Source organism: Lysinibacillus canaveralius, assembly GCF_047301505.1.
Taxonomy (GTDB): Bacteria; Bacillota; Bacilli; order Bacillales_A; family Planococcaceae; genus Lysinibacillus_B.
Genome location: NZ_CP154840.1, coordinates 3827147 through 3846356, shown reverse-complemented (window position 1 = coordinate 3846356; position 19210 = coordinate 3827147). Strand labels below are relative to the sequence as shown.

Below are 19210 nucleotides of genomic sequence, written 5' to 3'. Positions count from 1 at the left end.
TGCAGGATGAAAAAGGTGTGGATCTTTCTCCTTGCATCTTTTCTGTTTACATCTAGTGCCTCGGCAAAAGAAGTATATGTTGCCCTAGGGGATTCCCTTGCAGCGGGGCAAACACCGTATGCAGAAATTGATGCAGGCTATACTGATTTGATTGCCACGCAATTAATGCGTTCCGGTCAGCTGACGTCATTTACAAAACAGCTTGCTTTTCCAGGATATACAGTAGGAGATGTCCTGGAACGAGTCCAGACAGAGGAAGCACATAGGCTATTGAAGGATGCTACACTTATCACGATTTCAGCCGGTGCAAATAATTTACTTTCTCTCGTGTCACACAATCCTCAGTCAGGCAAAATCAGCTACTCGCAGTTGTCAGCTAATTTTGCTTTAAACAAGGCGAGAAAGGATTATATAGAGCTGCTGACACAAGTAAGGGAACTTGCTCCTAGTGCAAAGATCTATGTAATGGGATATTATTTCCCATATACAAGTGTTCACGAATCGCAGGCCGAGGGAGTTAAACGGCAGCTTAGCATACTTAATGAAATTTTGGAGCGCATTGCAGGTCAATTTGAAGCCGAATTTGTACCCGTAGTATTTGGTGATGAAGCAGCCAGATATTTGCCGAATCCATCTGATGTACACCCGAACATCGAAGGCTATATGGTGATGGCAAATGCCTTCTTAGAAAAGCAGGGTTTGCGAAAGCTGAGCATAGCGGAATTGCCGGCTCCGAACCCGCTCACGTTTGAAGAGCTGCTGCAGCAGCGGGAGCAATTGCAATCAGTTGAAGAAGATGGGGTGGCGCTGAAGCCGATTGAAGAAATTGCAGTACATTACGGGTATGAACGCTGGAAGCGATTCTTTCTTTAGAGGGAATCGCTTTTTCTTTCTAATGAGATAAGATACGCCGCTGCAATTGATAGGAGAAAAAATTCTTAGGATAAAGGGCTGCACTTCTATTCGATAAAAAAACAGAACGTACGTTTTAATTTGCAAATACATGTTATATGATAATGGTAACTCAACGGAATTTGAAAGGAGGCAACTATTATGAAAATTTTCCACACAGCCGACTGGCATTTAGGGAAGCTTGTACAAGGTGTCTATATGACAGAGGACCAGCGCTATATTTTACAGCAATTCATAGAGGCAATCGATAAAGAAAAGCCAGATGTCATCGTTATAGCAGGAGACTTGTACGACAGGGCAATCCCGCCAGTAGATGCTGTCGATTTATTGGATGATACACTTGCTGAAATTGTTTTAAAGCGGAAGATTCCTGTCATAGCCATTTCGGGGAACCATGATAGTCCGACACGTTTGCAGTTCGGCAGTAAGCTTATGCAGGATGCGGGTCTTTATTTAGCAGGGGAAATGAGAGCCGATTTACAGCCGGTCATATTAAAGGACGAGCATGGAGAAGTGCATTTTCATCTCATCCCATTTGCTGAGCCGAGTATTATAAGACAGATATTTGGCAATCGGCAGGTGACGACCTATAATCAGGCAATGAAAGAAACCGTATCCCACATCCAGCAGCAGATGAAACCGGAAGTCCGGCATGTGGCCGTGGCGCATGCCTTCGTTACCCCTTATGGAGAAGATGCTGAAAACACGAGTGATTCAGAACGCCCTCTTGCTATCGGAGGCTCGGAATGCGTAAATGCTGACCATTTTGCGGCGTTCCATTATACGGCACTGGGACATTTACATAAGGGCCATTATGTATTGCAGGAGAAAATACGTTACGCCGGGTCACCGCTTAAATATTCATTATCTGAAGCAGCACATGAAAAGGGCTTCTATGTGGTGGAACTGGCAGCAGATGGCGCCATTAAGGTAGACAAGCGAAAGCTCATTCCACGTCGTGACATTCGTGTTGTAGAGGGAGAAATTCAACAGATTTTAAGACACGAGGAAAGTGATGATTACGTTTTTGTACGCCTTACTGATCAAGCCCCTGTTATCAATGCGATGGAGCAGGTTCGTACGGTATATAAAAATGCTTTGCATGTAGAGCGAAAAACAATACGCATGGCAAAGGAAGAGGAAATGGGACTGGCTAAACGTGAGCAGCTGGATGACTTTACGCTGTTTAAAGCCTTTTATGAGGAAGTAACGAAGCAGGAACCAAGTGATATGATGGAGCAATTGTTTAAGGAAGCGGTAAATGAACTGCTAGTAGAGGAACGAGAAGGGCAGGAGGTAGGAGCGAAATGAAACCTCTTAAACTAATGATGCGAGCATTTGGACCTTATAAGGGCGAAGAAGTTATCGATTTTACTCAGCTTGAAAATCATCGGCTATTCGTTATCTCGGGGAAAACAGGAGCTGGAAAGACAACAATCTTTGATGGTATCGCCTTTGCTCTCTATGGGAGCGGAAGTGGTTCCGACCGAAAGGATCAAAAGTCGCTGCGCAGCCAATTTGCCGAGGACAAGGTGCATACAGCTGTCGAGCTGCTGTTTGAAGTGCACGACAGGACATATCGTGTATTCCGGCAGCTTCCCCATGTGAAAAAGGGAAGAAAGACAGCGACGGGCGAAGACTACGCATTTTTTGAGATTGGACCTAAAGGCGAAGAAGTAAAAGTTGTCGAACGGCAAAAGGCTAAGGAAATTAATACTAAAATTGAAGAGATTATTGGATTGACATATGATCAATTCAATCAAATTATCATGCTGCCTCAGGGTGAATTCCGAAAGCTATTAACCTCCCAGACAGAAAATAAAGAAGCGATTCTGCGGAAAATTTTCAAGACCGAAAGATACGGAGAAATCGCTAAAAAGCTAGAGGGAAAAAAGCAGGCTGCAGAGGATCAATCAAAAATGGCCAAGGCAATGCGTGACCAGTATATCGACCAAATTTCAGGAGCACTGCCATTACGTGAATCATTATTATTTGAGCGTATAGAGAGCCATGCAAATGTTTATCAAATTTTGCAGGCGCTTGAAGAAGAAAAACGGTATTATGAACAAAAAACTCTGCTGGATGAGACTGCTTACACTGCAAGTTTTAAAGCACATAATGAATTGCAGGAAAAGTGCATTGAAGGAGAGAAGTTGAACGAACGTCTTCATACTTTACAGTTGAAGCGCGATTTGCTTGTTAAAAAAGAAGAAGAACGTCCGTTATTTGAACAGAAGAACAAAGAATGGGAGACGGCTGTAAAGGCAGCTGGTATCCTTCCGGTATATCAAGCATGCAGCGCAACTGAGCAAGAGCTTGCCGCTGCTTCTGAAAGACTGAATGCTTATGGGACGGAGCTAAAGCGTCTTGAAGTAACATTTACAGAAGCAGAAGTTCGTTTAAAGCAAGAGCAAGCACGTGAACCTGAACGAACGGCACAAGCAAATAAAATCAATGAACTAGAAAAAATCAAGCCTATTTATGAAGAAATAGACAGACTATCCGCAAGTGTTCCTATGTTGCAACAATCAGTTGAACAAGTGGAGCAGCAACTGCTGGAAGTTACAGCACTTTCTCAACAGCATAAAAAGCTGTTAGAAAATCAATCGGTTACGTTGGAAGAAGTGGAAAAGCAGATTGTAAAGCTACCGGAGAAGATGGCGGAGGAACAGCGGTTAAAGGAAATTGTTCTTGGGTTTGATAAGATCGGAAAAATATTAAAACAGATTACAAGTCTTCAATCAGATACTGAACAAGCTAAGGCGGCATATGAACAGGCGCTTCGATTTTATGAGGAGCAAGAGCAGAAATGGATTCACAATCGAGCCTATGAGTTAGCTATAGCACTTAGACCGGGAGACGCCTGTCCGGTATGTGGCAGCACAGAGCACCCGAATATTCAGATTCATGCAGAAGAAACCATTGATAAAAAAGTCCTCCAGCAGCTTAAAGAGACAGTGGTGCACACGCAACAGCAGCATTCGCTTGTATTCGGCAGAATGGAAGCATCACAAGTACAGCTGCAAGATCAACAGGAAGAGCTGCTTGCGATGGGGGTGAACCTCTATTGCGCAGAAGATTATAAAGTGCAGTATATAGAAGCATCTACGGAAGTCAAAGTCTTGCATCAGAAAAGTGAAGAAGCTGCCGTATTAAAGTCTCAGGTAAAGCAAACACAGCACATTCTGGACCAGTGTGAAGAAAACCTTGAAGTACTGCGGAAGGATTATGAACAGAAAAAGCAGGAGTTCATTCAACAACAGGCAACTTTAGAGGAAAAACAGCGCAATATTCCCGCACAGTTAGAAACGCTTACACAGGTAAAAGAAGCATATAATGAAGCCAAGAGAAAACTGGCTGTCCTGCAGCAATCATTAAAGGAAGCGGAACAGCACTATGAACAAGTCCATACTGATTTTGTAAAAGCTCAGGAAGCAGTCAAGCATACTTCCGAATTAAAACAAATACTGGCTGATAAGCTTGCCGATACAAAAGTGAAATTGCAAAATGCTATGTTCCAAGCAAATTTTAAAGATGAAGAAGCCTTTAAGTCAGCGTTGCGAACAGAAGAACAAATAGCTGCACTAAAGCAGCAATATATGGATTTTATAAAAGATACTCATGCACTCAAGGAGTACATAGAGGCAGAGCAAAAAGCATTGGAAGGAAAGGAACAAATAGATGTAGAAGTGATGCGCGAACAGCTGCAAGAATTAAAAGCGGCCTACGAGGAAGCGTTCAATATATTGAACAGGACAAGAGAATATGCTGTTCAGTGCGATTACTATATACAGAAACTGGCTATGGCGGCAGAGGAAATCGACCGGCTTGAGAAAATTTCCGGAGAGATTGTTCAGCTGTATGATGTGCTTAGAGGGAAAAATGAACCTCGTATTTCTTTTGAGCGGTATGTACAGATGGGGTATCTTGAACAAATTACAGAAGCCGCTAACATTCGTCTGGATCATTTATCAAATGGACAGTTCAGGCTGGAATGCTCAGAACGCCAGGAATCCCATGGCCGGCAAAGCGGGTTGAGCCTTGATGTATATGATGGCTATACTGGACAAGTCCGGGACGTAAAAACGTTATCCGGCGGGGAAAAATTTAATGCTTCGCTCTGCCTGGCGCTTGGTATGGCAGATGTCATCCAAAGCTTCCAAGGAAATGTCCGTATAGATACGATGTTTATCGATGAAGGGTTTGGTTCACTTGATGAAGAATCATTAGTGCGTGCAATTGATACGTTAATTGAACTGCAGAAATCTGGACGTATGGTAGGTGTCATCTCCCATGTAGCAGAGCTGAAAGAAGCAATGCCTGCTATTCTGGAAGTAGAAAAGTTAAAGGAAGGCCATAGCCGTACGAATATTATATTGAAGTAAAGATAAACAAAGAGGCTGTTAAAATGTCTTTTGAGAGGCATTTATAAGTTTGATGGCTATTCTTCTTGAAGGATATGTATCACAAAAAAGGCTGTCCAGAAAGTTATGCTTTCTGGACAGCCTTTTCTTGCTTAGCGTGTGATTAATCCATTAAGGGAAGGAACAAAGCAGTAAGAATAGCTTCTAGACGAAACTGTTGTATGTCGCTGACCAGTTATCGGCGTCGCGTCCCCATAGAAGTCTTAGCCTTTCGATTACCCAAAATCTTTTTGATGACAGGATATAAAACAGGACCCCATTTAACAGCTGTTTTAAATAAATTTTTAATCTTCATGTATGTCAGCCTCCTTCAGCCTTTGTGATGATGTTTAGTATGGTACTTTTTTAAGTACCCAAAACACCCTTTCACATAAACTTATTAGCGGAGAACTTTTATTCCCTGCACCACATTCCAAATAGTGATAGCTAGATAAAGAACACCATATCCAAGAACGAAAATGATCCAAAAGACAAACATTGTTTCCTCGTTCCCCTGTACTCCGAATACCTCTACGACAAACATCAAAATAAAGAGTACAACGCCAAGTACTACCGGGATAAGGTGAGATAATAAAGCCCGCATTGCATGACGTTTCACCTCAGGATCCGAGCTCACAAAATAAACAATGATTGGAACGATGAACGGAGCGAAAAACACGCTGAAATAATTTAGAGCGCTTAATCCTTTGTTAGTATCCATTGAATCATACCCCTTTTTATTTACACATTTGTTATATTTACGTATTAAATATGTGGAAGTTTCATAATTTTTAGTACTTGAAAAATGTAACACACTCTCGTACAATAAAGGAAATTTAAGATGTACCACAAGGGGGGCCGAGTAAGTCGGCTGAGATTGTGCACGGAATCTGCACTGACTCTTAGAACCTGTAAGTTAAAGCTTGCGTAGGGATGTGGATGGAAACCGACTTCAAACGACGTCAGGCTCTGTCCTGAGGTCGTTTTTTCTATTCCACCTTCTTGTGTTCTACATCTAAGGGGGACATTAGAATGGATAAAAAGAGATTATTAATGCTTGTGGAGATTGCTGTCTTCGCAGGAGTAGGCGTTATTTTGGATACCCTTACTATCAGTATGCCGCAGGGAGGATCGGTCAGCTTCGTTATGGTGCCGATTGTATTAATGGCCATTCGCTGGGGACTGGGAGCTGGTCTGACAACGGGATTACTTATTGGTATATTGCAAATGATGTTTGCTCCAAAAATCTACCATTGGGTACAGGGACTTCTCGATTATGGTCTTGCTTTCACGGTTGTTGGACTAGCCGCAGTTGTAAGAAAACCGTTGCTTGAAGCAGCACGCAATTCAGTGAAGTCAAGAATTATTCTCTATATTACGCTTGGTACAGTTATTGGAGGGCTTCTTCGTTATGCTGCACATACAGTTGCAGGGGCAGTCTTTTTTGCTGAATATGCAGGAGACCAAAATGAATGGATTTACTCTATTATTTATAACGGCACATACATGATTCCAGCTATTATCCTAACAGCAATAGTTGCGAGCCTATTATTTACCGCTGCACCGAAATTGTTGAAGCAAGGCTAGGCAGTTACAGCTTTCTATACAATTGGTCGAGAAACTCTGCTGTGTCACGCTCAAGTTCATATGATATAGTAAGAAGGGACATTTTTAATCAAGAGAGGAATTTGAGCATGATTGTTAAAACACAGGAAGAGCTAGATGCATTTAAAAAAATCGGCCGGATCGTTGCTGAAATTCGTGAAGCAATGAAAGCTGCGACAAAGCCGGGTGTTACAACACGCGAGCTTGACGAAATTGCAGGCCGCATGTTTGAGGAGGCAGAAGCTGTATCAGGTCCTAAGGGCGAATATGACTTCCCAGGCTATACATGTATTTCAGTAAACCATGAAGTGGCGCACGGGATTCCAGGTGATAAAGTGATCCAAGAGGGCGATCTCGTAAACATCGATGTATCCGGATCATGGAATGGCTATTTTGCAGATACGGGTATTTCCTTTGTTGTAGGTGAAGGCTTTGAGGATAAAGAAAAGCTTTGTGCGGTAGCGAAGTCTTCATTTGAACGTGCAATGACAAAAGTCAAAGCAGGCTCCAAGCTGAATCAAATCGGGAAAGCGGTTGAGCGCGAGGCACGTGATCATGGTCTAACAGTTATTATGAACCTGACAGGACACGGCTTAGGACGTTCTCTGCATGAATCGCCAGATCACATTTTAAACTATTATGATGCATGGGATACAACAATTATGAAAGAGGGCATGGTGCTGGCAGTCGAGCCATTCATTTCAGCAAAGGCAGAACATATTGTAGAAGCCGGCGATGGCTGGACATTTATTACGCCAGATAAATCATTGGTTGCTCAGATCGAACATTCTATTATCGTGACAAAAGATAAACCAATTATCCTTACTTCTTTAGAGGATTAACGGGGAGCTGTGGACAATAAGTCCACAGCTTCAGCCTGTTGAAAAACGCTTTCATCCATCGTTGCTTGCCTCGCTCGTCCGCTCATGAACTTAGGTTCTATTCGCGTCTTCGCTCATCAGCGCGCCTTGCCTGGCAAGCGTTTTCAAGACAAGCTGAATAAAATGTTACTTTATGTATAACTAGCTGAAGAAACGTGAAAACAAAGTCCAAAAATGACTTTGTTTTCACTTTGGAGCTGTGGACAATAAGTCCACAGCTTTTAATTTTTTCAGCGAGCTAGTAGAAAAGAAAGGCCGCATCTTGTTGCCAGAGTTATTCTGACAGCAGGATACGACCAAAACTTATCTACTCTTTTTTCCTTTTCTTCTCCATAAAAACAATACCTACGACCATAACGCCACATAAAAATAGGGCAGCGGCTGAGACAAAAAGCTCCTCAAAGCCATTTGCCACCATGATTCCTATATAGCCAAATATAAAAATAGCCGGTGTAACCCGATCGAAATGGTGGTAACGTAAATGAAGGGCGAAAGCTGCTCCTCCAGTGAGCAAAATCACAGCCCATAATGCGTTACTTAGCCCAAAGCCATGCCACTCATAATATAATTGAATATAGCTAAAAATGATAAAAATAAAGAATAAGTTCCAGCCAAGCCACGTTGCAATGGGAATGCGTAACAAAATATGTTCCTTATGAAACGGATATGTTAGGTACAAACCGAATAAAGAAAGGAGCTGTAGTGCCAGCAGAATAATGGAAGCCATATAGTGTTCATAATGCCACATATGGAAAAAGGCGATTTGGAGACCGCAGGCAATAACGAATAAAATGACTTGCAACCTAGTTATAGCCAAAATGGTTTGGCGATTTTGATAGGCCTGCCAAACGTATACAAGAAGGCCGGCATATAAAATAATGGAAAATAAATAGACAAAGCCAGCCGGTGAGAAGATAAGCGGTAGCCGTTCTATTGCATTGATAGCTGTAACGCCATTAATGCCGATCCACAACGCAGTCATGGAGTAGGCGATCAACGCGAGTGATGTCATAGCGAGGGTGATGATACGCCCCATAACTTCCTCTCCTTTCGTTAAAATTATATACAATTCAAGGGGATGCAACAAGAAATACCATTACTATCCATTATGGTTTACAATAAAAATATCAATGTTCAAGGAGTGATTCTGTGAAAAAACTAAAAAATTTAGATCTATCTGTAGAATTGGATAAAAAATTATATAAGAAAAAATTGAACGTCCTACAATATGAAATGTTAAACGCCCAGCAGTTTTTATTCAACAATAAAATAGGATTAATATTAGTTTTCGAAGGAATGGATGCCGCGGGAAAAGGGGGAGCCATCAAGCGCCTGACAGAACGCATTGATCCACGCGGATATGTCGTCCATCCCATTTCAGCACCACAGCCTCATGAACAGCGCTATCACTATATGCACCGCTTCTGGCGTAAGCTCCCTCAGCATGGGCAGATGTCTATCTTCGACCGCTCCTGGTATGGCAGAGTCTTGGTAGAGCGGCTGGAAGGGTTTGCGACAGAAGAGGAGTGGAAGCGAGCATACGATGAAATTAACGATTTTGAAAGTCTTCTAACTGCAGGTCATTATATTGTCTTAAAGTTCTGGATTCATATTGATAAGGATGAACAGCTGAAACGTTTTAATGAACGGGCAAACGATCCTTATAAGGCATGGAAATTGACGAACGAAGACTGGCGCAACCGTGAAAAATTCGATGAGTATGTGACGGCTGCTGATGAAATGTTTGCGAAGACGGATTCAGATGTGGCTCCGTGGATTCTGGTTGCAGGAAACAATAAATATCATGCACGTATACAAGTGCTGGAGGAGACACTCGCACAGATTAAAAGAGAAGCAAAGCGCAGAGGGCTTGAGATTCAAAATGTATTTGAGCAAGAGGAAAAGAAGGCGATTGGGGAACTTGAACAGGCAGAAAAAGAAGTCGCAGCAGATCTTGAAATGAAGGATAAAACAACTTCAAACCGAAAATCAAAAGCACAGCGAAAAAATAAATCGAAAAAGAAGCGGAAATAGCCTATAATAGAAAATATATTTCGGGAATCGGACTAAATAGCAAACTACGCTCATTAGTCTGAATTTTCCTTTATTTAAGAAAACAATGATTATGAGAGATTGAGGAGGAGTAAAGATGAGAACAATGTATCCAGAGGTATGGGATCTAGATGTATTTTTTGAGGGAGGCAGTGAATCTCCTGCGTTCCAGCAATTTATTGATGCTTTACCACCGCAGGTAGAGGCGCTAATCGCTCAAACAAAAGCATTGACGACAGAGGTGTCGGCGAGTGAACTTCGTCATACAATCGACCAGCTAAAAGAAGTTATGGAGCAGATTATGCATGCAGGCGGTATGCTTTCTTGTTTAACAGCGCAAAATACAAAAGACGTGAAGGCATTGCAATTGCAGGGACAATTAAGCGCCATTTCGGCGAGCTATTCTCCAGCAGTCCTTCGATTACAGCAATTGCTTGCGGAGATGGAAGAAGCGCGCTTTGAAGAACTGCTTACTTTACCGGAACTAAGCGAATTCGCATTTATCCTTTCGGAATGGCGGGAACAAGCGAAACAAAAGCTGTCTGAGGAAGAAGAGGCGCTCATTTCTGCTTTAAGCGTAGATGGTTATTCTTCATGGGGTCAGCTCTACAATATGTTCATTGGGGATATTAAGGTAGAGGTCGATGTTGAGGGTGAAAAGAAACTGCTATCTGTGGGACAGGCAAATAATTTAAGCTCTCACCCGAATGAAACGGTACGAAAGAATGCGTTCGAAGCGTTGGAAAAAATCTTCACAGAAAAGGAAGAGTTTTTCGCAAAGACGTTAAATCACCTTGCAGGATTCCGCCTGACAACATACAAGAAGCGCGGCTGGGATGAAGTGTTGCAGGAACCGCTTCAAATCAACAGAATGAAGCAAGAAACGCTTGATGCAATGTGGAAAGCTATTTCAGATAACAAGGCTCCGTTTGTAAAGTTTTTGGAAGCAAAGGCGAATATGCTTGGGAAAGAAAAGATGGACTGGTTTAACTTTGATGCACCTGTCACTGCCTCGACAGCAAAAGTTTCGTACCAGGAGGGAGCAGAATTCATTCTAAAGCATTTTGGTAAATTTGGACCTGAGCTGGAAAGCTTTGCGCGTAAAGCCTTTGAAGAGGGCTGGATTGAAGCAGAAGATCGTGATGATAAACGTCCGGGAGGTTTCTGCACAGGTCTGCCGCTTGCACAGCAATCACGTATTTTCATGACATACTCAGGTACAATGTCAAATGTTTCGACACTAGCACATGAGCTTGGACATGCATTCCATACATATGCATTACGTCCAATGAATGCATTAAACCGCCGCTATGCAATGAATGTAGCGGAAACAGCTTCTACTTTTGCAGAGATGATCGTAGCGGATGCAGCAGTAAATGAAGCTTCATCCAAGGAAGAAAAAATTGCGCTGCTGGAAGATAAAATCCAACGGTCTGTTGCGTTCTTTATGAATATTCATGCCCGCTTCCTATTCGAAACTCGTTTTTACGAAGAGCGAAAGCAAGGGATTGTATCCACAAAGCGCTTAAATGAACTGATGGAAGAAGCACAGCGTGAAGCATTTGCGGGGGCGCTAGGTGAGACGCATCCACACTTCTGGGCATCTAAAATGCACTTCTATATTACGGGGGTACCTTTCTATAACTTCCCGTATACATTTGGCTATCTATTTTCACTAAGCATTTATGCAAAGGCCAAAGAAGAAGGCACTGCATTTGAAGAAAAGTATATGGCACTGCTTCGTGATACAGCGATTATGACAGTAGAAGACCTAGCAATGAAGCATCTGGGAGAAGATATTACAAAATGTGATTTTTGGGAGAAGGGCATTGCGCTCTGTGTGAAAGATGTTGAAGAGTTTGTTCAGCTTATTTCGAAAGAAGGGTGATCGGGTAGTGAGGCTTGACGGAGAAAAATGCTACTTGCAGACGTTCTCGGAATCGGATGCGAAGAATCTCGCAACGCTTCTATTGAACAACAAACACTTTTGGTCGACGTATGAGCCTATACACCGGGATGATTTCTATACTGAAGAAGCGCAATATAAAAAGATTCTGGAAGGAATACAACTGCTTGCATTGAACCGGGAGTTTTCCTTTGGAATATATGAAAAAAATTCAGATCAATTAGTTGGTCACATTTCTCTTTATGCTATTAAGCGCATGCCGTATTCGAGTGCTTTTGTAGGGTATTCGATGGATGAAAACTTTGTAGGCAGGGGTATGGCTACAGAGGCAGTAAAGCTCGTTGTAGATTTTGCGTTTACATCGATCAAACTGCATCGGGTAGAAGCCTATATAGCACCTGCAAACATTCCTTCCATCCGTGTAGTTGAAAAAGCAGCTTTTGTGAGAGAAGGCTTGATGAGGAAGCTTTTATATATTAATGGGGAATGGGTAGACCATTATATGTACGCAATTTTGCAGGAAGATTATATAAACAAAAAAAATAACGGCGCCGGATAAAACCGGTGCCGTTTTTTATAATCAAATTAGCAAGAAATAATGCCTTATTTTAAAGGTGGTATTTCAATAAAATCTACTCGCATTCTTACGTATAGGTAAGGCTTGCAGCTTTTTACTGATCTTGATTGCCATCCGTGATGAGATCAAGTCGTCCAGTACCTGGATCAATGATAAGGCCATGAACCGGGACTCCTTTTGGCATAAGAGGATGCGTACGCACAAGGTCTACGCTTTTCAGGACGCTTGTTTTTACATCCCCAAAGCCGCGCAGCCATTCACGTAAATCAACAGCAGAATAAGTGATTGTATCAATTGTCTCTTGTTTGATGCCGCGCTCAATCATATGACCAAGCATAACATCCGGGTCGACAGCGCTCATTCCGCAATCATAATGCCCAATGATATATACTTCATCTGCTTGCAGCTCATAAACAGCTACTAGTAAACTCCTCATAATGCCGCCAAATGGATGGTTTACAATTGCACCCGCACTTTTGACAATTTTCATATCACCGTTGCGCAAATTCATCGCTTTCGGCAGTAGTTCTACCAGTCTTGTGTCCATGCAAGATAGGACAACAACGCGCTTATCCGGAAACTTTGTTGTAATGAATGGTTCGTATTTTTTCTCTTCTACGAACGAATGATTGAAATCGAGAATATCGTGTAATAAAGACATAGATGAATCTCCTTTCTTTTACTACTATTATTGTAGTGTAAAAGTAAGAGAATTCAAACAACAATGTCACAAAACGGTTGAAATATTGTAAAAATAGCGCCACAGTTTAATGAGAAAGGAAATCTCCGCAGCAGGACAGAAACCTCGTCCGAGTGTTTATACTAACTGAACATTGTCTATGGAGAAAATAAAAAACAGCTACGGCGTCCGTAGCTGTTTTAGAAAACTTATTTGTGAGCGTTGGATTTCGAATCAATACGCACTGAATCGTGTGAATGTAATCCCACACGTAAATAGTGGATAAAGAACATTAAGCAAATAAGAATTACGACAGAGAATCCTAATACTGTTGTATAGTACTCTGGAAGATTTGGATAATGCATTGTCGAATAACCCCTTCCTGAAAATAAGATAATCCTTACAACCAATTATACCTTAAATAAATGGGCAATTGATAGGTTTATTTAAGGAAAATACATAATTGTGACGAGATAATGAAGGGGATAATAAGGAAGACATCCTAATTCATCCACCATTATCATTGTAAATTCGCTGCTCTTGACATCTAGTTTGTAAGAAAAAATAGTTTTACTTCAGATTAAAAGGCCCAATTTCCTTTTCGGAAGACAGGTTCACGCTGTCCGTCTTCTGTAATGCCATCAATATTCATCTCAGCAGAACCCACCATAAAGTCTACATGTGTAATACTTTGATTTAGCCCGTTTTCCATTAATTCCTCAGGTGACATCGTTTTTCCACCTTCTAAGCAAAATGCATAAGCGCTGCCGATTGCTAAGTGGTTCGATGCATTTTCATCAAATAATGTATTAAAGAACAGAAGGCCTGAGTTAGAAATTGGTGAGTCGTGCGGAACAAGTGCTACTTCTCCTAAATAGTGAGAGCCTTCATCTGTCGCTACAAGGTTTTTCAATACTTCTACACCCTGTTTTGCTTCTACCTTTACAATACGTCCTTTTTCAAATGTAATTTTGAAGTCATCAATAATGTTTCCGCCATAGCTTAACGGCTTTGTACTAGAAACATAGCCATTGACGCCGTCTTTATGAGGGACTGTAAAGACCTCTTCTGTAGGCAGGTTCGCCATAAATTCATCACCGCGTTCATTAATGCTGCCTGCACCGCACCATAAATGACCTTTTGGCAGGTCAATTGTTAAATCCGTACCTGGTGCTGTGTAGTGGAGTTTTGCATATTTCTTTTTGTTTAGATAGTCCACTTTCTCGTGAAGAGCATCATTGTGCTCGGTCCAAGCTTGCACCGGATTTTCCAGGTCTGCACGTGTCGCTTTAAAAATAGCATCCCATAAGGCGCCCATTTGTTCTTCTTCAGGCAGTTCCGGGAATACTTTTGAAGCCCAGCCCTTTGAAGGAGCAGCGATGACAGTCCAGGAAATTTTATCAGATTGCACGTACTGGCGATATTTGTTTAATGCCGTTCCAGCTGCTTTCTGGAAAGCAGCAATACGTTTTGGGTCGATGCCTTTTAAAAGATCAGGGTCCTGAGAAACGATGCTCATGAACGCAGCCCCTTGTTCTGCCAGCCACTCGCGCTCCTGTACCTTCCAAGGAGGGAAGAAATCAAATGAATCTTCGGGTGCCAATTGATAGCGGGAACGTCCCACTTGATCATCAGAAAAATCAACGAAGACTTGTTTAGCGCCTTCTTCATAGGCAATCTTTGTTACGAGACGAACAAAATCTACTGCATCTGTAGACGCAGCAATGTAAAGGTATTGATCTTTTTGAATATTTACCCCTACTTTTACAGCTAATTCAGCATATTTTGATAAATTATTAGAAAAGATTGAGTCCATTTTTATCACTCCTCCATATGGATTATAGCGTTAATTATACAGATGATTCAATATAATCAAAAATTATAATGTTATGAATATAAAAATCTTTGTGACGAAAAATGAGTAACATTTATATTAAATTGAATCCAATTGTTAATAAAAAACAGATAAAGTCGAAATAAAAGTAGAACGAGTCATTGGAGGTACTATCATGGATATTTCATCATTATTAGGAATTATACTGGCGGGCGTATCACTGCTTGTAGGGATGTTTCTCAAAGGGGTTGGACCTGCGACCCTTATCAATCCCGCCGCAATTTTCATCATTATTTTCGGTACAATTTCAGCGGTTGTCATCGCGTTCCCGATGAAGGAACTGAAGCGTGTACCAAAACTGTTTGGCAAGCTTTTTAAGGAAACAAAGCTCGCGGATGATATTGAAATTATTAAAATGTTTTCACAGTGGGCCGATTTGGCACGACGTGAAGGGTTACTTGCACTTGAGAGCAAAGCAGCCGAAATTCAAGATCCATTTTTGAAAAATGGCTTAACTCTTGCGATTGATGGACAAAACGCAGATTATATTCGCGATGTGCTTACAGAGGAAGTACATGCTATGGAAGATCGTCATGCGAGCGGTGCACAAATCTTTTCACAGGCAGGTACATATGCGCCTACGCTTGGGGTACTTGGTGCCGTAGTAGGCTTAATTGCAGCGTTAAAGGATATGTCGGATATCGACAAACTTGGTCACGCAATTTCTGCTGCCTTCGTTGCAACGCTGCTCGGTATCTTTACGGGATATGTGCTGTGGCATCCTTTCGCCAACAAACTAAAGCGAAAGTCATCGGTAGAGGTAAAGCAAAAAATGATGATGATCGAAGGAATTCTTTCTGTATTGGAAGGAGAGGCACCACGAGTAATCGAGCAAAAATTAGCCTCTTACTTAACGATGGAAGAACGTAAGAAAATCACAGAAGGCGGGGCGGATGGCCTTGGCAAAGAAGAGTAGACATAAAAAACACGAAGAGCACATAGATGAATCATGGCTAGTACCGTATGCCGACGTATTGACGCTTTTATTAGCACTGTTTATCGTGTTGTTTGCTTCAAGTACGGTGGATCAGGAAAAGCTTGATAGAATGTCACAAGTTTTTAATCAAGTGTTCGATGGAGGCACGGGCGTAATGGAACATACTTCGCCTGTTGCAAATCCAGATGGCTCTGTCGATCAATTAGAAAAGTCAGCCTCCCGCTATGAGGAGGATCAAGCCCAGCTTCAGGAAACAAAAGAGAAGGTTGAGGAATTGATTGCAGTCAACGAGCTGGAGGATCAATTCCAGACAACGATGACGGATGAAGGGCTGCTGATTACAATTCGGGACAGCGTGCTATTTGATCCAGGAAGCGCGGATATTAAACCTCAATATGCAGAAATCGGGGATGAATTAGCGGAAATTTTAGCATTTGACCCAGCACGGAATGTTATTATTACCGGTCACACAGATAATGTCCCAATGAATACAGCAAAGTTTGGATCAAACTGGGAGCTGTCGGTCATGCGTGCTGTGAATTTCTTGAAAATCATTGTGGATTCTAATCCAACTCTGGACTCTAAATACTTTAGTGTTAAAGGCTTTGGAGAGTATAGCCCGATTGCTTCAAATGATACACCGGAGGGGCGCTCACAAAACCGCCGTGTTGAAGTGCTTATTCAGCCGCGTATAGCAGAGGATGGAACAGATTTACCAGTGGGAACGGATCATCCAATTACGACTGAAGTAGATAATGGAACGAATAATAATTAATAAACAGCCGAACTGCCGAGAAAGTGAAAACTTCTCGGCAGTTCTTTTTTTCTTAAACAGGGGTTACTACGAGTAGTCCTTCTTTGGACACCTTATCAACCTGCCAATAATTTTGGCAAAAAGAAGCTCTTTTAAAAATTTTTAGAAGACTCTTTACATTTACGTAAACAAAGGTTTATAATTTAAACAAATGTTTGGAAGAGGTGAATGCCTTGAACGAAAAGGAGCAGCTTGTATTGGGGCTGATTAGGGAAAACCCCTACCTATCCCAACAGGAAATGGCAGAGAAAGTAGGATTATCACGTCCAGCCCTTGCCAATATCATTTCCTCGCTCACAAGAAGAGGAGAGGTTATAGGCCGTGCCTATATACTTCCGGAGAAGAAGGCTATCGTAGCCATTGGAGGAGCGAATGTCGACCGAAAGTTTCATATCGAAGGGACAGTCCGGCTAGAGACTTCCAATCCTGCAAATGTTACAACAAGTGTTGGAGGGGTAGCCCGCAATATTGCTGAAAATTTAGGGAGACTCGGGAACGAAGTCAAGCTCCTCACGATGATGGGAGCAGATCATGATGGAGAGAAGATTAAAAAACATTCCGAGAAATTTATCTCGTTTGAAATGACAGAGATTTTGCCGGATAAATCGACCGGTTCTTACTCTGCGGTGCTTACACATGATGGTGAACTTGTTATTGCGATGGCCGATATGGAGATTTATAAAGAGCTGGTACCATCCATGCTTACAAAGTATGAAGCAAGAATCGTAGATGCACGATGCATCATTATTGATTTAAACGCACCACGGGAAACAGTGGAGTATATAGTGAATCTTGCACGCACAAGAGACATACCGCTTGCGGTTATCCCTGTATCTTCCCCGAAAATGAATCATATGCCGGATAGTTTACAGGGATTGACGTATTTTATTAGCAATAAAGATGAAGTAGAGACCTATTTACAGCGCAGCCTGAAAACTGAAGAGGATTACGAAAATGCTGTATCTGAATTCCTTGAAAAGGGCGTTGATCATGTTGTCATAACCCTGGGGGGCGCAGGGGTAATAACAGGCCATAAAGGGAAAATAAAGCGTTTGAAGGCCTTACCTATCGATTGCATAGTGGATGTTACAGGAGCCGGTGATGCTTTTGTGAGTGCCTTTCTGCACGCCATGCTGCAAGATGAGCCATTCCTTGAAGCTGTAAAGTTTGGTCTTTACAATGCATCGCAGACATTGCAGTGCGAGACAACAGTAAGAGAAGATTTATCAATAAACGAACTAGTTATATGGAGGGAATCATAATGGAAGCATATTTATCCTATTCACAAGAAGTAATGGAAGCGAAAGAGAAAGGTTTACCGATTGTTGCACTTGAATCAACAATTATTTCACACGGTATGCCGTATCCGCAAAACGTACAAACTGCAAGAGAAGTAGAGCAAATCATCCGTGAAAATGGAGCTGTTCCAGCGACTATTGCTATTATTGATGGAAAAATCAAAATTGGATTGTCAGACGAAGAATTAGAGATGTTCGGCAATGCACAAGGTGTAGCAAAAGCTTCAAGACGAGACTTAGGGTATTTACTTGCTGCGAAAAAGTTAGGTGCTACAACAGTTGCAGCAACAATGATCTGCGCAGAACTTGCGGAAATTGAGCTGTTTGTAACTGGAGGAATCGGTGGCGTACATAGAGGTGCAGAAACGACAATGGACATCTCTGCTGATTTAGAAGAATTAGCGATGACAAATGTAGCTGTTGTATGTGCAGGAGCAAAGTCAATTTTAGATATCGGTTTAACTCTTGAATATTTGGAAACAAAAGGTGTACCAGTAATCGGCTACGACACAGATATGCTGCCTGCATTCTATACACGTGACTCAGAATTTAAGGTGAACTTCCGTGCAAATTCCCCGGAGGAAGTTGCTGGAATGATGCGTGCAAAATGGGATTTAGGGCTGCGCGGCGGAGCGGTCATCGCTAATCCAATTCCACAAGAGGACGCATTGGAGTCGGACTTCATCAATGGTATCATTGAAAAAGCGCTAGCTGAGGCTGAAGAAAAAGGGATTGCCGGAAAAGAAGTAACACCATTTATGTTAGGGAAAGTAAAAGAACTAACGGCCGGAAAATCATTGGAGGCAAATATTGCCCTTGTGAAAAATAATGCTCGAGTTGGAGCTGCAATTGCAGCAGCGTTAAACAAATAAGCAGGATTCGAAAAAACTATACAGGAAATGACATGAATTTCCCAGGAAATAAGACAAAAAATGGAGCGTCTAGACAAAGTTAGACGCTCCATTTTTATTTGCGGAATGTACCTAATTCAGCAACAATTGCCTGCATTTCACTAGGACTGAATGAATCTCGTTTCATCACCATTTCATACAAATCCAGCAAATCCTCATAATTATCTTCACTAAAGTGTTCGGACTTCATTGCATCTACGTTTACCATGCGAAGCTTGTCTTTCATCTGTTCAATCATATACACTACATTTTCCTGTGAGGGTTTTGTTAAATCCATTTTTTAACCTACCTTTCTACATATACGAAAATATCATTTCATTTTGCTGTACTAAAGTCAATAA

The 19210-nt window shown here is 41.8% G+C and carries 18 protein-coding genes and 1 riboswitch; of the genes, 12 read left to right on the top strand and 6 right to left on the bottom strand.

The annotated features are described in order from the left end of the window. Positions 1–6 precede the first annotated feature (6 nt). From AA0Y26_RS19485 to AA0Y26_RS19475, 3 genes are all read left to right on the top strand, one after another. A complete protein-coding gene (locus AA0Y26_RS19485) occupies positions 7–873 on the top strand; it encodes an SGNH/GDSL hydrolase family protein (RefSeq protein ID WP_413363670.1) in 867 nt (288 codons plus the stop codon). Between the two features lie 180 nt (positions 874–1053). Continuing rightward, positions 1054–2223 carry an exonuclease SbcCD subunit D gene (locus AA0Y26_RS19480; protein WP_413363669.1) on the top strand — a complete coding sequence of 390 codons (1170 nt, stop codon included), beginning with the start codon at positions 1054–1056 and terminating at the stop codon, positions 2221–2223. Beyond that, positions 2220–5297 (top strand): AAA family ATPase, encoded by a 3078-nt coding sequence (locus tag AA0Y26_RS19475; RefSeq protein ID WP_413363668.1) that lies wholly within the window; start codon positions 2220–2222, stop codon positions 5295–5297. Before AA0Y26_RS19480 ends, AA0Y26_RS19475 begins: the two co-directional genes overlap by 4 nt. A gap of 418 nt (positions 5298–5715) precedes the next feature. On the opposite strand, the gene AA0Y26_RS19470 is transcribed toward AA0Y26_RS19475, so the two are convergent. Beyond that, positions 5716–6036: a DUF4870 domain-containing protein gene (locus tag AA0Y26_RS19470; RefSeq protein ID WP_413363667.1), complete on the bottom strand. Its 321-nt coding sequence runs from the start codon at positions 6034–6036 to the stop codon at positions 5716–5718. A gap of 120 nt (positions 6037–6156) precedes the next feature. Further along, a riboswitch (TPP riboswitch) is annotated at positions 6157–6266 on the top strand. Between the two features lie 81 nt (positions 6267–6347). Here AA0Y26_RS19470 and thiT point away from each other — a divergent pair. Next, the gene (thiT, locus tag AA0Y26_RS19465) at positions 6348–6902 is read left to right on the top strand and encodes an energy-coupled thiamine transporter ThiT (RefSeq protein ID WP_413363666.1); all 555 of its coding nucleotides are present in this window, start codon (positions 6348–6350) and stop codon (positions 6900–6902) included. Positions 6903–7009: 107 nt separating this feature from the next. Beyond that, a complete protein-coding gene (gene map, locus AA0Y26_RS19460; protein ID WP_413363665.1) occupies positions 7010–7762 on the top strand; it encodes a type I methionyl aminopeptidase in 753 nt (250 codons plus the stop codon). A gap of 346 nt (positions 7763–8108) precedes the next feature. Here map and AA0Y26_RS19455 read toward each other — a convergent pair whose 3' ends face one another. Continuing rightward, the gene (locus AA0Y26_RS19455) at positions 8109–8837 is read right to left on the bottom strand and encodes a hypothetical protein (RefSeq protein ID WP_413363664.1); all 729 of its coding nucleotides are present in this window, start codon (positions 8835–8837) and stop codon (positions 8109–8111) included. Positions 8838–8950: 113 nt separating this feature from the next. On the opposite strand from AA0Y26_RS19455, the gene AA0Y26_RS19450 reads away from it, so the two are divergent. The 3 genes from AA0Y26_RS19450 (at position 8951) to AA0Y26_RS19440 (ending at position 12318) form a co-directional block, all read left to right on the top strand. After that, complete coding sequence (locus AA0Y26_RS19450; RefSeq protein WP_413363663.1) at positions 8951–9835, top strand: polyphosphate kinase 2 family protein; 885 nt, start codon at positions 8951–8953, stop codon at positions 9833–9835. A gap of 115 nt (positions 9836–9950) precedes the next feature. Then, the gene (locus AA0Y26_RS19445; protein WP_413363662.1) at positions 9951–11741 is read left to right on the top strand and encodes a M3 family oligoendopeptidase; all 1791 of its coding nucleotides are present in this window, start codon (positions 9951–9953) and stop codon (positions 11739–11741) included. Beyond that, entirely contained in the window at positions 11701–12318 is a 618-nt protein-coding gene (locus AA0Y26_RS19440; protein WP_413363661.1) for a GNAT family N-acetyltransferase, read from the top strand. The genes AA0Y26_RS19445 and AA0Y26_RS19440 overlap by 41 nt, the downstream gene beginning before the upstream one ends. 112 nt (positions 12319–12430) lie before the next feature. On the opposite strand, the gene AA0Y26_RS19435 is transcribed toward AA0Y26_RS19440, so the two are convergent. The 3 genes from AA0Y26_RS19435 to AA0Y26_RS19425 all read right to left on the bottom strand — a co-directional run bounded on the left by AA0Y26_RS19435 (position 12431) and on the right by AA0Y26_RS19425 (position 14831). Further along, positions 12431–12997 (bottom strand): beta-class carbonic anhydrase, encoded by a 567-nt coding sequence (locus AA0Y26_RS19435; protein ID WP_413363660.1) that lies wholly within the window; start codon positions 12995–12997, stop codon positions 12431–12433. A 227-nt stretch (positions 12998–13224) separates the two neighbouring features. After that, entirely contained in the window at positions 13225–13380 is a 156-nt protein-coding gene (locus AA0Y26_RS19430; RefSeq protein ID WP_413363659.1) for a hypothetical protein, read from the bottom strand. Positions 13381–13595: 215 nt separating this feature from the next. Then, positions 13596–14831 (bottom strand): aminopeptidase, encoded by a 1236-nt coding sequence (locus AA0Y26_RS19425; RefSeq protein WP_413363658.1) that lies wholly within the window; start codon positions 14829–14831, stop codon positions 13596–13598. 193 nt (positions 14832–15024) lie between these two features. Between AA0Y26_RS19425 and motA the strand changes: the two genes are divergently transcribed. The 4 genes from motA to AA0Y26_RS19405 all read left to right on the top strand — a co-directional run bounded on the left by motA (position 15025) and on the right by AA0Y26_RS19405 (position 18830). Next, entirely contained in the window at positions 15025–15825 is an 801-nt protein-coding gene (gene motA, locus AA0Y26_RS19420) for a flagellar motor stator protein MotA (RefSeq protein WP_413363657.1), read from the top strand. Then, on the top strand, positions 15809–16621 hold the full coding sequence (motB, locus tag AA0Y26_RS19415; RefSeq protein WP_413363656.1) for a flagellar motor protein MotB: 813 nt from the start codon (positions 15809–15811) through the stop codon (positions 16619–16621). Before motA ends, motB begins: the two co-directional genes overlap by 17 nt. Positions 16622–16833: 212 nt before the next feature. Continuing rightward, positions 16834–17922, top strand: coding sequence for a carbohydrate kinase (locus AA0Y26_RS19410; RefSeq protein WP_413363655.1), 1089 nt, complete (start codon positions 16834–16836; stop codon positions 17920–17922). After that, positions 17922–18830, top strand: coding sequence for a pseudouridine-5'-phosphate glycosidase (locus AA0Y26_RS19405; protein ID WP_413363654.1), 909 nt, complete (start codon positions 17922–17924; stop codon positions 18828–18830). Before AA0Y26_RS19410 ends, AA0Y26_RS19405 begins: the two co-directional genes overlap by 1 nt. 94 nt (positions 18831–18924) lie before the next feature. Here AA0Y26_RS19405 and AA0Y26_RS19400 read toward each other — a convergent pair whose 3' ends face one another. Then, complete coding sequence (locus AA0Y26_RS19400; protein WP_413363653.1) at positions 18925–19146, bottom strand: DUF1128 domain-containing protein; 222 nt, start codon at positions 19144–19146, stop codon at positions 18925–18927. Positions 19147–19210: the final 64 nt, after the last annotated feature.

Coding starts and splice junctions, on each gene's coding strand:
- AA0Y26_RS19445 (WP_413363662.1), top strand. CDS start 9,951: ATGAGAACAATGTATCCAGAGGTATGGGATCTAGATGTATTTTTTGAG.
- AA0Y26_RS19430 (WP_413363659.1), bottom strand. CDS start 13,380: ATGCATTATCCAAATCTTCCAGAGTACTATACAACAGTATTAGGATTC.
- AA0Y26_RS19440 (WP_413363661.1), top strand. CDS start 11,701: ATGTTGAAGAGTTTGTTCAGCTTATTTCGAAAGAAGGGTGATCGGGTA.
- AA0Y26_RS19400 (WP_413363653.1), bottom strand. CDS start 19,146: ATGGATTTAACAAAACCCTCACAGGAAAATGTAGTGTATATGATTGAA.
- thiT (WP_413363666.1), top strand. CDS start 6,348: ATGGATAAAAAGAGATTATTAATGCTTGTGGAGATTGCTGTCTTCGCA.
- AA0Y26_RS19480 (WP_413363669.1), top strand. CDS start 1,054: ATGAAAATTTTCCACACAGCCGACTGGCATTTAGGGAAGCTTGTACAA.
- AA0Y26_RS19455 (WP_413363664.1), bottom strand. CDS start 8,837: ATGGGGCGTATCATCACCCTCGCTATGACATCACTCGCGTTGATCGCC.
- AA0Y26_RS19470 (WP_413363667.1), bottom strand. CDS start 6,036: ATGGATACTAACAAAGGATTAAGCGCTCTAAATTATTTCAGCGTGTTT.
- AA0Y26_RS19475 (WP_413363668.1), top strand. CDS start 2,220: ATGAAACCTCTTAAACTAATGATGCGAGCATTTGGACCTTATAAGGGC.
- motA (WP_413363657.1), top strand. CDS start 15,025: ATGGATATTTCATCATTATTAGGAATTATACTGGCGGGCGTATCACTG.
- AA0Y26_RS19485 (WP_413363670.1), top strand. CDS start 7: ATGAAAAAGGTGTGGATCTTTCTCCTTGCATCTTTTCTGTTTACATCT.
- AA0Y26_RS19405 (WP_413363654.1), top strand. CDS start 17,922: ATGGAAGCATATTTATCCTATTCACAAGAAGTAATGGAAGCGAAAGAG.
- map (WP_413363665.1), top strand. CDS start 7,010: ATGATTGTTAAAACACAGGAAGAGCTAGATGCATTTAAAAAAATCGGC.
- AA0Y26_RS19435 (WP_413363660.1), bottom strand. CDS start 12,997: ATGTCTTTATTACACGATATTCTCGATTTCAATCATTCGTTCGTAGAA.
- AA0Y26_RS19425 (WP_413363658.1), bottom strand. CDS start 14,831: ATGGACTCAATCTTTTCTAATAATTTATCAAAATATGCTGAATTAGCT.